Here is a 12,697-nt window from a genome sequence, read left to right as displayed (position 1 = left end):
TAAAAGATAAGACAATGAAAAATAAATATATCCTTGCTTTTTTATTTGTGATGGGTTTATCATCATGCAAGAAATTCTTAGATACCGAACCAACTGATTTTTATAGTCCGGCAAATTACTACGAAACGGCAGACCAGTTACAGGTGGCGCTAAACGGTGTATATAGCAATATGATGTACGAACGGATGTACGGGCAGGTGCTGAACTTTAATTTTGTAAGTGCAACCGACGAAATGCTACCGAACAGACCGGTAAATGGCGAGGCCCGCGGATTGTATTATTCTTACGATGCCGGTCATGCGTATGTTGCCGATGTTTGGCGCTGGCCTTATCTGGGCATCAACAATGCCAACGTGCTGATCGATAATATCAACAAACCCACGATGGATGAAAAACAACGTGGTTATATCAAAGGCCAGGCTTTATTTTTAAGGGCATATAATTACTTTATCCTTACCACCAATTTTGGTGAAGTTCCGTTAATTCTGCATAGTCCGGGCATTGCCGAAACCAATATCCCGGCCTCATCTCAGGCAGCGGTGTATGCACAGATTGTAGCCGACTTAAAAGAGGCTGAAACCTTATTGCAAGGCAGAACAGCAGCCAGTTTAGGTTATAACGATCAGGTAACCATTACTGCAGTACAGGCTATGATGGCCCGTGTATACCTGTATTGGGCCGGTTACCCTACCAACGATGCCACTAAATATGCCGATGTGATTGTATATGCCGATAAAGTGATCAATTCCGGTCTTCATGCCTTAAATCCGGATTATAAACAGGTTTTTATCAATTTATGTCAGGATAAGTACGATGTTAAAGAAGATATTTTAGAGTGGGGATCTGCCGGTGCAGCAGCAGGCGTAACCAATAAAACCGGTAACGATATTGGGAATTTTGTTGGCATTCAGTCAGCCATCCTTACCGTAAATGGAACCTTCGATCCTGCTTCTTATGCTGCGGTTGGTTGGGTGCAAACCACTAAAAAGTTATTCGATAGTTATGAGGTTGAGCCAACTAGTACACTGGTAAATAAAGCATCTTTAGATACCCGAAGAGACTGGAATTGTGCTGATTTCATCTGGACGGTGAATACCACAAATGCCACAAGGGTTAAAACCGACAAACCCAATCCCTGGCAGATGATGTGTGGAAAATTCCGTCGCGAGTATGCTCCCGAAGCTTCAAGGAATTTAGGCACTTATAACATCAACTGGCCGGTAATCCGCTACTCGGATGTGTTATTGATGAAAGCAGAAGCTGAAAACCAGGTAAACGGACCAACCGCAGCTGCCTACGATGCCATTAATTTGGTAAGGAAAAGAGGTTATGGTACCATGTACGGCAATATTGTTAAAAATATTACCATAGTAAACGGTGGTTCGGGTTACAGTGCAACCAACCCGCCTGTGGTTACCATTAGTGGTGGCGGTGGCTCTGGTGCAACAGGTGTTGCCATCGTTTCTACTGCTGGTGTGGTTACCGGCGTAAAATTAACCAATCGCGGAAATTTAACCGCTGCAGGTCCATATTTTACCAGTGCGCCAACAGTAAGTATTGCTGCGCCAGCAACAGGTGTAACAGCTACGGCTACCGCGAGCATTACTAACGGGAATGAATACCTGCTTACGCCAGGATTAAATAAAGTTGATTTCCAATTGGCCATCAGGGATGAACGCATGCGCGAACTGTGCTTTGAAGCCTACCGTAAAGCAGATCTGATCCGCTGGGGCAATTTTGTGGGCGATATGCAGGCTTTTGCCAATTATGCGGTTGCAAATGGTGTTTCGGCAACTACCGGAAATGCCATTGGTTATTCGGGCATCACAGGGATTACACAAAGGCATGTGTTTTTACCCAAACCAACCTACGAGTTAAACTTAAATAAGGCCCTGGTTCAAAATCCTGGATATTAATTCACCATAACAGAAATAAAGATGAAATATCTATTCAATATATGTTTGCTTGCAGGTTTATGTTTTACGGCTTGCAAAAAGGACCTCACTACCGATGCCCCAACTGCGGGCATCAACCTGAACAATGCCCGTTCTAGCATTGGCGATACACTGGTTTTTAAACTTGGCGATACCTGTAAGTTTTCGCTCGATGGTTATGCCGATAACATTGCTTTTTGGGCGGGTACGGTAGGTAACAAATATGAATTCCGCGATAGGGTGATGGCTTTGGGGGTGCCGACGCTGTCATTTACCAGTACTGCACAGTTTGGTACACAGACCAATACCTTGCAGGTTCTGGCAACCAATAAACTGCCTTCGAGGGATTCAGCCACTGTGGTAAACGCCGCCTGGACAAACATCACCGCCCGAACGCCTTTGGCTACCAGTGCCACTGCGGTAAATACGGGCAATGTTAATTTATCCGATCTGGTAAACGGCATCAACGATTCGCTTTTTATTGCCTTTAAATATTCAGGGATAACGGGATCTACACAAAGAACCTGGACCATAACCAATTATACCGTAAACAATGTATTGGCTGATTACAGCTATAATTTGGGCTCATTGGTAAACGATAATGCCTATTGGACCCGCTACGGCAATGTTTGGAACCCCGCAACCGCGAGGTGGGTACCTACCACCACCGCATTAACCATTATCGGTGGTACCGCAACATCACCTAGCAACACCAGCTGGATCATCAGCAAAGCGCTTTATGTTGGCCGGGTATCACCAGATATTTCTACCGCAACCGTCAAAAACATCACGGCATCTGCAACTACTGCTTATGCTTATAAATATGGGGCAGTGGGCAAATACAAGGCAACATTTGTTTCTTATAACGTTAACCCTAACGAGCTTAAAAACAGCATTGTAGCGTTTAATATAAAAGTGATCCAGTAAACAAAGCCGATAAAAAATGATAAAATTAAAAATGCCGTTAATCCTGTTTTTCTTGTGTTTTGCAACATTTTTTGCCGTAGCGCAGGAAGAACCTTATGCGGTAATTATGGAGCGTATCACCCAGGACTTGCAACTGGGCGTAAACGATGGGGTACTGGCAAAAAGGATAAACAAAGATCAGACATCCTTAAATGCAGATGGAAGTTGGGCAGATATTAATTATGCCGATGCGCAGTACAATCCTTTAAAGCGGATCAAGGACATGGCAACGGCTTACATGCGTCCGTCAAACAATCTTTATAACCATGCGGAAATTCATGCTGCTATTGTTAAATCGTTGCAAAATTGGCTGGATAAAAATCCGAAGAACAAAAACTGGTGGTATAACGATATTTTTTATCCGCAGGCCATCGGGCAGATCTTAATCCTGATGCGGAATGCCAAAACACAGCTTCCGCTCGAGCTGGAAAAGGCTTTAATTACGAGAATGATCCGGAAATTGAAGGCAGGCGACGGGGCCAATACCTCTGATGAAGCGCTACATTTTCTGTACCGTGGCTGTTTAACCAAAAACAAAGCTACTTTAGATTCAGCTGCGAAATACCTTTACGAACCGATTGCCATTGCTGATGGTAAAGAAGGCGTTCAGGTAGATGGCAGTTACTTTCAGCACGGCAAACAACAGGCCATTGCCAGTTATGGGAAGGTATTTGCCGGCAATTCTGTTAATGCGGCTTTCTATTTACGTGGTACGGAATACGCGCTGCCAAAAAATCAGCTGGCTATTTTGGTCAATTATCTTAAAAATACCTTTCTGAAAACCATCAGGGGATCGTTTTACGATTTCAATGTGCGTGGACGTGGCATTAGCCGAAAAGATTCGTTAAGCAGCGGCATGGGAGGCATGGTAAATAAGATTAAACGCTTCGATCCTGAAAATGCAGCTTATTGGGATGCTTCCATTAAACGTACTTCAGGAGCGCAGGCACCGGGTTACAAAATTGAACCCTCGCACACCCAATTCTGGAAAAGTGGTTATACCCTGCATCTTCGTCCTGCATATACATTTAGTGTACAAACTGCATCCACCAGAACACTCCGCACCGAACGTGGAAACAATGAAAACGTTTTGGGGAAATTTCTCCCAGATGGGGCAACCAATATCCAGCGAAGCGGTTCAGAATATGCCAATTTAATGCCGGTTTGGGAGTGGGACAAAATACCCGGTACCACCAGCAGGGATTACCCAGATGATAAAGGCGCAACCATATTGAAAGAGTGGGGCATCCCCGGAACCACCAAATTTGTAGGTGGGGTTAGCGATGGCGCGTATGGCGTATCCTGCTACGATTTAAGCTACGATAGTGTTCAGGCTAAAAAGGCATGGTTCTTTTTTGATAAAGAGGTGGTTTGTTTGGGGGCAGGAATTAAGAGCAGTGCAAAAGAAAACATTACCACAACGGTTAACCAGGCTTGGTTGCGCGGTCAGGTATTATCTTCAAAAGGAAATGGTGAAAAATGGGCCATTCAAGATAGTATCGGGTATATTTTTCCCCATGGTGGGGAAGTGGAAATCAGCAATAAGCCCCAAACCGGCAGCTGGAAACGTATCAACTATTTCCAAAGCAGCACAGAACTCAAACATGAGGTGTTTAAAATCTGGTTAAACCATGGTGTAAATCCTCAAAATGCTGGTTACCAGTATATTGTTGTACCCGGGATCGATGCAGTCGGATTAAAAAAGTACGACAGATCGCTGATACAGGTATTGAAAAACACAGAAGAACTGCAGGCAGTAAAACATACTGGTATAAACATGCTCCAGGCCGTTTTTTATAAAGCAGGGAATTTATCTGCCGATGGGCTATCGCTAACTGTCGATCAGCCCTGTACGGTGTACATCAAAAACTTAAACAGTAAAAACCCTACGCTTTACATTGCCGATCCGGCACAGGAAAATGCCAGCATAAATGTGTCGCTAAAGTTGCCCGGCCTATTAAAAATCCAAAAAATAAACTGCAATCTGCCAACTGGCCTGCAAGCCGGGGCTACTGCAAATTTTGACATTAAAGAATAATTACAGATACTAATCATAATGAAAAAAAACAATTTAATTGCTGCATTACTCATGCTCACAGGGCTAAATACTTTTGCCCAGACCGAAAAGAAGCCAATGGCCCAACTCATCAACGATGAATTTAAATTTGCTGCTGATCAGTATAAAGTGCTTGCCAAAAATATTCCGGCAGGTAAAACCCCGCAGACATTCGAAAACGGCAAACCTGTAAATTACGATATCAAATGGTGGTGCAGTGGTTTCTATTCAGGCAGTTTGTGGTACATCTATGAGCAAACTAAAGATGCCAGCATTAAACAGGAAGCTGAAGCGGCTTTAAAAGTAATAGAGCCCAACCAAACCTATACCGGAAACCACGACCTGGGTTTTATGATGTACTGCAGTTTCGGAAATGCCTACCGTTTAACCGGCAAACCCGAATATAAAGCAGTAATCCAACGTTCTTCTGAATCTTTGGCTACCAGGTATCGCCCTGAAGTAAAATCGATCCAATCGTGGAATAAGAGTAAATACTGGGAGTGCCCCGTAATTATCGATAACATGATGAACCTCGAAATGTTAAACTGGACCAGCGATAACGGCGGTGATAAAAAGTTTAAGGAAATTTCAGTAATCCATGCCAATACCGCTTTAAAAAATCATTTCCGTCCCGATTTTAGTTCTTTCCATGTGGTAGATTATAATCCCCAAACTGGTGCGGTAATTAAAAAAGCCACCTGGCAGGGTGCAGCAAACTGTTCGGCATGGTCGCGTGGGCAGGGCTGGGCTTTGTATGGCTATACCATGATGTACCGTTTTACCAAAGATGAAACTTATTTAAAGCAGGCCAAAGGGATTGCGCACTTTATTTTAAATCACCCAAATTTACCTGCAGATAAAATTCCTTTCTGGGATTTTGATGCGCAGGGCATTCCTTACGCCAAACGCGATGCTTCTGCTGGTGCATTAATGGCTTCAGCATTGTTAGAACTTGCTCAATATACCACCGGTAATGAAAAAACCGAATTTAAATCTGCCGCCGAAACCATGATTTACTCCCTTTCGAGTAGTGCATACCATGCAAAACTGGGTGAAAACGGAGGTTATTTATTAATGCACAGCACGGGTGCCTATCCATTAAACAGCGAAATAGATGTACCTTTAATTTATGCCGATTATTATTATTTGGAAGCTTTGGCGAGATATAAAAAATGGTATTTGTAGAATTGATAAGCGATAGGGTTTAAATAAAAAGATTCGTCATTGCGAGGAGGAACGACGAAGCAATCTTTCATGTTAGTGATTTTTGCTATAAAGATTGCTTCGTCGGCTGAAAAAGCCTTCTCGCAATGACGACTTTTGGCAGCTTGTCATCGCCACATCATTGTTTATTAATGGAGATCGAATTATTATAAAATAGATTAAAACAAAATTAATGAAATATAAAATTATTTTTTCTGCATTACTGATCTGTTCGCAGTTCACTTATGCACAAAAGAAAGCCAGTACTGGTGCCGAAGACCGTGCTTTTTGGGTAAAAACCTTAAACCGCATTGCTTACCCGGTAATCCATAACCTGGCCAACGAAACGTTGAAAAAGAATATGCCAGTAGAAAAAGCTCCTGGTTATGGCCTAAACGTAAATAAAGTGACCTATCTCGAAGCGTTGGGTCGCACCATTGCTGGCGTGGCGCCCTGGCTGGCCTTGCCTGACGATGATACTGCCGAAGGTAAGCTCCGGAAAACCATGCGTACCGAACTTTTAAAAGCTTTGGCAAATTCAGTAAATCCAGAAAATCCCGATTATATTAGTTACCGGTCAGAAAGTCAGCCCATTGTTGATGCCGCTTACGTTGCCCATGCTTTTCTGCGCGCACCAAAAGCGCTGTGGGAACCGCTTGATGAAATCACAAAAAAGCGGTTTATTGAAGAATTTAAATCCTTGCGCTCCCGCAGCGGTGCTTATAACAACTGGCTCTTGTTTTCTGGACTGACTGAAGGGTTTTTATTGAGCATTGGCGAGCAATATGATCCTGCCCGTGTGCAGTTCTCGATCAATAAAATGAAAGAATGGTACGTTGGCGACAGCTGGTACAGTGATGGAGAAAAATTCAGTATGGACTATTACAATTCTTACGTAATCCACCCCATGCTTGTTGATTTGTTAAAAGTATTGGTTGACAAGAAAAAAGCACAACAGGCCGATTATGATCTGGCATTGAAAAGAATGGTGCGTTATTCAGAATACCTGGAAAGGATTATTTCTCCGGAGGGTACTTATCCGGCTTATGGCCGTTCCATTACTTACCGTACAGCGGCATTTCAGGCTTTGGCGCAAACTGCCCTGATGGAAAAGCTACCTGAATATGTAAAACCTGCACAAGTGCGTGGCGCATTAACCAGGGTGATGCATAATCTTTACGATGGCAAACAGAATTTTGATGAGCAGGGATGGTTGGTGCTGGGTTTTAACGGTCATCAGCCCGAAGTAGCCGATACCTATACCTCAACAGGGAGTTTGTACATGGCAACGCTTGGCTTTTTAACTTTGGGGCTACCCGCCGATAATAAATTCTGGACAGATGCACCGGCGCCATGGACCAGTTTAAAGGCATGGAGTGGAGAAAGCATAAAAAAGGATTATAAAGTTGAGTATTAATACCAATAATAAATATCCTATAAATATATTTGCGGATAGGATCTGGAGTATGAGTTAGATCCTTTTCCAAAACTCAATTTTTTAACCAATGAATAAATTTGAAAGCCGTTACGCTCAAAGCCCCAAAGAAGTTAAACAAATGGATACCGCAACTTTGCGGGATAATTTCTTAATCGAAAACGTATTTGAAGCAAACCAGGTAAACCTAACCTTATCTCATTTTGATAGATATATTGTTGGCGGTGCCATGCCTGTTGATCAGAAAATCGCATTGCCAAACCCTGATGATTTAAAAGCGGCCTACTTTTTAGAGCGTAGAGAACTGGGTATCATCAATGTTGGCGGAAAAGCAATAGTAACGGCCGATGGCGAAAAGTACGAATTGGATTATAAAGAAGCTTTGTACATCGGTAAGGGTGCAAAAGAAGTGTTCTTCGAATCAGCAACTCCAGGCGAAGCCGCTAAATTATACATCAATTCAGCACCTGCACACCATACTTATCCAAACAAAAAGGTGAGCAAGGCTGAGGCAGAAATTGTAGAATTAGGTACTCCTGAAACAGCTAATCACAGGATCATCAACAAGTTGTTGGTAAACAGTGTATTGCCTACCTGCCAGTTACAAATGGGTATGACCGAATTAAAATCGGGCAGTGTTTGGAATACCATGCCTGCACATACTCATGATAGAAGGATGGAAGCTTATTTTTATTTCGAAGTTCCAAAAGGACAAAGTGTTTGCCATTTTATGGGGCAGCCACAGGAAACCCGCCATATCTGGATGCAAAACGATCAGGCGGTGATTTCGCCAAACTGGTCTATTCATTCAGGTGCTGGTACCAGTAACTACACCTTTATTTGGGGTATGGCCGGCGAAAATCTTGATTATGGTGATATGGACCATTGCGCCATTACCGAATTGAAATAATTTATATTTAAGAAAACATCATGTCGAACATATTTAATTTAGCAGGTAAAACTGCCTTGGTTACTGGTTGTAAAAGAGGTATTGGAAAAGCAATGGCCTTAGCATTGGCCGAAGCAGGTGCCGATGTTATCGGTGTTTCTGCCAGTTTAGAGCTGGAAGGTAGTGCCGTAGAAAAAGAGATTACTGCATTGGGCAGGAAATTTTATGCCTACCAGTGCGATTTCAGTAAACGCGAAAATACCCTTGCCTTTGCTGCGCAGGTAAAAGCCGATCATCCGGTTATCGATATTCTGGTAAATAACGCCGGAACGATTTTGCGTAAACCGATTGCCGAGCATCCTGATGAATATTGGGATGAAGTAATTGCCGTAAACCAAACCGCTCCATTTATTTTAACCAGAGAAGTGGGTAGGGATATGGTAGCTCGTGGTAGCGGAAAAGTAATTTTCACCGCATCTCTATTATCATTTCAGGGCGGTATTACAGTGCCGGGTTATGCAGCAAGTAAAGGAGCAATTGCCTCTTTAACCAAAGCTTTTGCTAACGAATGGGCATCAAAAGGTGTAAATGTAAATGCGATTGCACCAGGCTATATTGCCACAGATAATACGTCTGCTTTGCGCGAAGATCAGGACAGAAGCACTTCAATTTTATCACGTATCCCTGCCGGAAGATGGGGAACCCCCGAAGATTTTAAAGGACCAACCTTATTTTTAGCTTCACAAGCAAGTGATTATGTACACGGAACAATTTTAACCGTTGATGGCGGTTGGATGGGAAGGTAGTTAGTCCAAAGTCATTAGTCCTGAGTCGATGATTCGTGATTATCAACCCTCGCAGGTTTCCAAAACCTGCGAGGGTTTTTTATGCAATTAAGACTTTATTTAACGCTCGTTTCTAACGAGCGTTGAATAATTTATCGTTTCCAAACGATAGAATCGTATAGTTATTTTTGCGCTCGTTTGGAAACGAGCGCAAGCATTTTATGAAATTAAGACTCCGGGCTTTTTTTAATAAAGGTTATAAATCTCCTTAATATCCTTCAAAATCTTTTCAAAATCAATTTTAAGATCAATTAATCTGCCTGTGTGGATGTCGAAGACCCAACCATGTACCGTTAGTCCGCGGGCGGTAATGGCCTCCTGCACTGCTGCGGTTTTTAACAAGTTTACACATTGCTCCTGAACATTCAATTCTACCAGTCTGTTGTAACGTGCACCTTCATCTTCAATCGCATTTAATTCATCTTTATGGATCCGGTAAACATCACGGATATTTCTTAACCATGGATTCAAAATGCCCATATCGGCAGGTTGCATAGCAGCTTTAACACCACCGCAGTTGTAGTGACCGCAAACCACTACATGGTTTACTTTTAGGTGGCGAACGGCATAATTTAAAACCGTCATCACATTTAAATCTACGTTGTTTACCAGGTTAGCCACATTACGGTGTACAAAAGCCTGGCCAGGCTGTATGCCCATTAAATCTTCAGCCGTAACACGACTATCAGAACAGCCGATATATAAAAATTCCGGACTCTGCCCTTTCGATAATTCAGTAAAATAATCAGGATCAATGGCCAGTTTTTCGGCGATCCATTTTTCATTGTTCTTAAAAACGTCTTCTACATTCATGGTTGTGCTTTAAATAGCATTTTTGAATAGGTGAATTAGGATAAGTATTGCTGTTATGCAGGTATAAAACTAAAAAAAGATTTTCTGATTTCAGCAAGTTCTTCGTCAGTAACCGCATCTTCCGCGTTAAAATAAACGTGACCTTTGTAATCCATCTCCATGTAATTGGCCGTCATAAAAAAGGGAGTAGTAAATCCATCTGGTAAATCGGCATCTGTGCCAACAGCAATTAGTTGTACTGTTTTACCTTTCAGGTTTCTGCCTACTTCCTTATTCATGGTTACCCAGTCGGTTAAGCGGTCGAAGAGGTTTTTCATTCTGCCGCTCATAGCATACCAATAAACAGGTGTTGCAAAAATGATGTGTTTGTGGTAGAGGATTTCCTTCGCAAAAACATCAAAACGATCTTCAGCCGGGTATTGGTTTTCGTAATTGTAAGGAAGAAAATAATGTTCCAGTAAATTCAATTGGTCAAACGCAATTTCTTCGGTGAGTTTGCTGATAAATTTCTGGGTATTTCCATGTAACCTGGCGCTACCATTTATGATTAGGATATCGGGCATGCTTTTTTATTTGGTTAAATAACAAGCTTTATCCTTAAATGTTTAGGGGTTTTATAAGTATTGTGGTAGAAAAGCTATCCTGAAGATCACCAAAAGTGTTCAATTTGAATCGTTGCCCGTTGGTGATTTAAGTATTTATATAGGTCTATAGAAAAGTCGTCATCTCTATCTAATCGCCATCTGATGAATTGCAATCCCCAATATTCGAGAGAGATTTATCTAGCAAGATTTCTCGGATGCATTACACTTCGCCCGAAATAACGGAGTTTAATAAAAAGTATCGTCATCTCGACTGAAATGCAGTCCCGAATTTTCGGGAGAGAGATCTAAATCAAAAATGCTCTTGAGATAGATTTCCCGGCTGCGTTGCACTTCGCTCGAAATGACGATAAGTAGAGAATATTATATTCTAATGCTTTTAGCTGGCAACAGCTACCGCATTTTTATTAATGTGGTTTGGCAGTTCTTCTAGGGTGTACAAGTTAACCAACGATTCTCTCAGTACGTTTTTCGAGTTGTACCAAACATTTTCCTGGGTAAAATGACAAACACCGTTGCTTAATTCAGTAACAATTGCACCAATTAACGTAGCAAAGTGGTTTTCGAAAACATCACCCGGATGGTATTTTATCGAAAATACTTTATTGTAGTTGTGCAATTGTGCTTCAACTTCTGCACTTAGTTTTACAGGTTTGGCAACTTTTCTTTTTTTCTTTTTAAACAACCCGGTTATTTTCTGGATAAAACTCTGTTTTATAATTTTATCCTTAAAAAGCTTTTTCTTGTATTCTTTAAGGTTGAAAGATTTAAGTGATACGTTAAAATTGAGTTTTAAGTTATTTTCGTTAAATATTTCTAAACTTGGCTTATCCCATTTAAAAATAATTGGCAAACTACCATTTGTATTTCTGAATGAAAATGAGGAATTAAGGTCCAAAACATTTTCATGTTCGTTTAACCGTTTTAAAATGGTCGGAATGAGGTCGTCTGTTAAGGAATTGGTGTAGATGTTAATATAAGCACTCATGTTAGATTAAGATTAATTAAAGTCAGTGTAAATAGCAACCAGGCCTTAGCCTTTCGCCTTATTTAAATGATAATTAAGGATATCATTGTATTGCCGAGCTTTCCGGTTGTATGGATGATGCTCTTGATACCTGTTAACCTGGTGATCTTAATGAGAATTGGCGGTTGTAGTTTTTCATTTGTATATTATGGTTATTTGTGTGTCTAATTTAGTAGCTGCAAACAATTATTACCTAAACGGCCTCAAATACCGAAACGTTACAATTATTTTGCAAATATCTTTTAAGCAATAATTATACCATAATACTATTTTATTGTTTCAGCCGTTCCAATAGCTTTTTCATATTGTTTAGCTGTAAAATATTTTTAAATTCAGGAGTATCGAAACCACCTTTGTCTATCACTTGCTTTAAGCTTCTGTTAAAGCTTCTTACAGATATACCTAAGTAGGCAGCCATGTCTTCTTTCGAAATGGAAATGTGTTCGTCGGCCTGAAGTTTTAATAATTTTAAAAGTGCATATTCTAAGGTATACAGCTGCTGGAAGGATGCCCGCGTACTGGTTTGTATAATTCTGGTAGACAGTTCCTGGAGTAAGATTGTAGTAAATTCACTACTTTGGCTAATCAGCGAATGAAAGAGATAATCAGGGATTACATAAGCGGTAACTTCGCTAATTGCCGCTACATTACACAAACAATTGATCTTTTTTAAGGCTTCGAGCTCGCCCACAACTTCCCCTTTGCCTAAAAATTCGATAATAAAATCTTTCCCGTTTTCCTCAGAAATAAAACACTTGCTGATCCCATCTTTAATGATGTAAATATTGCTGATTTTTTCGCCCTGTTCGATAAAACGATACCCTGCTTTAAAATTTTTAAGCGTAATATTTGCTTCATTGTTTTCTGTACAGAAACGTTCTATAAAAGATAAGAAAGTAAGGTTGGTACGTAGCATATTCTATCAGT

11 protein-coding genes are annotated in these 12,697 nt (G+C 41.2%); 7 read left to right on the top strand and 4 right to left on the bottom strand.

From position 1 onward, the window contains the following. Positions 1-14: 14 nt before the first annotated feature. The 7 genes from R2R28_RS13690 (at position 15) to R2R28_RS13660 (ending at position 9,289) form a co-directional block, all read left to right on the top strand. Positions 15-1,916: a RagB/SusD family nutrient uptake outer membrane protein gene (locus R2R28_RS13690; RefSeq protein WP_316826252.1), complete on the top strand. Its 1,902-nt coding sequence runs from the start codon at positions 15-17 to the stop codon at positions 1,914-1,916. 21 nt (positions 1,917-1,937) lie between these two features. Continuing rightward, the gene (locus R2R28_RS13685) at positions 1,938-2,861 is read left to right on the top strand and encodes a DUF5017 domain-containing protein (RefSeq protein ID WP_316826251.1); all 924 of its coding nucleotides are present in this window, start codon (positions 1,938-1,940) and stop codon (positions 2,859-2,861) included. Positions 2,862-2,877: 16 nt separating this feature from the next. Continuing rightward, complete coding sequence (locus tag R2R28_RS13680; RefSeq protein WP_316826250.1) at positions 2,878-4,938, top strand: polysaccharide lyase family 8 super-sandwich domain-containing protein; 2,061 nt, start codon at positions 2,878-2,880, stop codon at positions 4,936-4,938. Between the two features lie 18 nt (positions 4,939-4,956). Then, complete coding sequence (locus tag R2R28_RS13675; RefSeq protein WP_316826249.1) at positions 4,957-6,141, top strand: glycoside hydrolase family 88 protein; 1,185 nt, start codon at positions 4,957-4,959, stop codon at positions 6,139-6,141. A gap of 211 nt (positions 6,142-6,352) precedes the next feature. Then, positions 6,353-7,576 (top strand): DUF2264 domain-containing protein, encoded by a 1,224-nt coding sequence (locus tag R2R28_RS13670; RefSeq protein WP_316826248.1) that lies wholly within the window; start codon positions 6,353-6,355, stop codon positions 7,574-7,576. A gap of 88 nt (positions 7,577-7,664) precedes the next feature. Further along, the gene (gene kduI, locus R2R28_RS13665; RefSeq protein ID WP_316826247.1) at positions 7,665-8,504 is read left to right on the top strand and encodes a 5-dehydro-4-deoxy-D-glucuronate isomerase; all 840 of its coding nucleotides are present in this window, start codon (positions 7,665-7,667) and stop codon (positions 8,502-8,504) included. Between the two features lie 20 nt (positions 8,505-8,524). Beyond that, positions 8,525-9,289 carry an SDR family NAD(P)-dependent oxidoreductase gene (locus R2R28_RS13660; protein ID WP_316826246.1) on the top strand — a complete coding sequence of 255 codons (765 nt, stop codon included), beginning with the start codon at positions 8,525-8,527 and terminating at the stop codon, positions 9,287-9,289. A 225-nt stretch (positions 9,290-9,514) separates the two neighbouring features. Here R2R28_RS13660 and R2R28_RS13655 read toward each other — a convergent pair whose 3' ends face one another. From R2R28_RS13655 to R2R28_RS13640, 4 genes are all read right to left on the bottom strand, one after another. Further along, positions 9,515-10,141, bottom strand: coding sequence for a carbonic anhydrase (locus R2R28_RS13655; protein WP_316826245.1), 627 nt, complete (start codon positions 10,139-10,141; stop codon positions 9,515-9,517). Positions 10,142-10,194: 53 nt separating this feature from the next. Continuing rightward, on the bottom strand, positions 10,195-10,704 hold the full coding sequence (locus R2R28_RS13650) for a flavodoxin family protein (protein WP_316826244.1): 510 nt from the start codon (positions 10,702-10,704) through the stop codon (positions 10,195-10,197). Positions 10,705-11,122: 418 nt separating this feature from the next. Then, a complete protein-coding gene (locus tag R2R28_RS13645) occupies positions 11,123-11,731 on the bottom strand; it encodes a hypothetical protein (RefSeq protein WP_316826243.1) in 609 nt (202 codons plus the stop codon). 310 nt (positions 11,732-12,041) lie between these two features. Beyond that, a complete protein-coding gene (locus R2R28_RS13640) occupies positions 12,042-12,686 on the bottom strand; it encodes a Crp/Fnr family transcriptional regulator (RefSeq protein ID WP_316826242.1) in 645 nt (214 codons plus the stop codon). Between the last annotated feature and the right edge of the window lie 11 nt (positions 12,687-12,697).

The organism is Pedobacter miscanthi, assembly GCF_032678605.1.
Lineage (GTDB): Bacteria > Bacteroidota > Bacteroidia > Sphingobacteriales > Sphingobacteriaceae > Pedobacter > Pedobacter miscanthi_A.
This window is presented reverse-complemented; position numbering and strand designations above follow the sequence as displayed.

Excerpts from the sequence above, each read along its gene's own strand:
- R2R28_RS13690 (WP_316826252.1), top strand. The coding sequence starts at position 15 with ATGAAAAATAAATATATCCTTGCTTTTTTATTTGTGATGGGTTTATCA.
- R2R28_RS13685 (WP_316826251.1), top strand. The coding sequence starts at position 1,938 with ATGAAATATCTATTCAATATATGTTTGCTTGCAGGTTTATGTTTTACG.
- R2R28_RS13680 (WP_316826250.1), top strand. The coding sequence starts at position 2,878 with ATGATAAAATTAAAAATGCCGTTAATCCTGTTTTTCTTGTGTTTTGCA.
- R2R28_RS13675 (WP_316826249.1), top strand. The coding sequence starts at position 4,957 with ATGAAAAAAAACAATTTAATTGCTGCATTACTCATGCTCACAGGGCTA.
- R2R28_RS13670 (WP_316826248.1), top strand. The coding sequence starts at position 6,353 with ATGAAATATAAAATTATTTTTTCTGCATTACTGATCTGTTCGCAGTTC.
- kduI (WP_316826247.1), top strand. The coding sequence starts at position 7,665 with ATGAATAAATTTGAAAGCCGTTACGCTCAAAGCCCCAAAGAAGTTAAA.
- R2R28_RS13660 (WP_316826246.1), top strand. The coding sequence starts at position 8,525 with ATGTCGAACATATTTAATTTAGCAGGTAAAACTGCCTTGGTTACTGGT.
- R2R28_RS13655 (WP_316826245.1), bottom strand. The coding sequence starts at position 10,141 with ATGAATGTAGAAGACGTTTTTAAGAACAATGAAAAATGGATCGCCGAA.
- R2R28_RS13650 (WP_316826244.1), bottom strand. The coding sequence starts at position 10,704 with ATGCCCGATATCCTAATCATAAATGGTAGCGCCAGGTTACATGGAAAT.
- R2R28_RS13645 (WP_316826243.1), bottom strand. The coding sequence starts at position 11,731 with ATGAGTGCTTATATTAACATCTACACCAATTCCTTAACAGACGACCTC.
- R2R28_RS13640 (WP_316826242.1), bottom strand. The coding sequence starts at position 12,686 with ATGCTACGTACCAACCTTACTTTCTTATCTTTTATAGAACGTTTCTGT.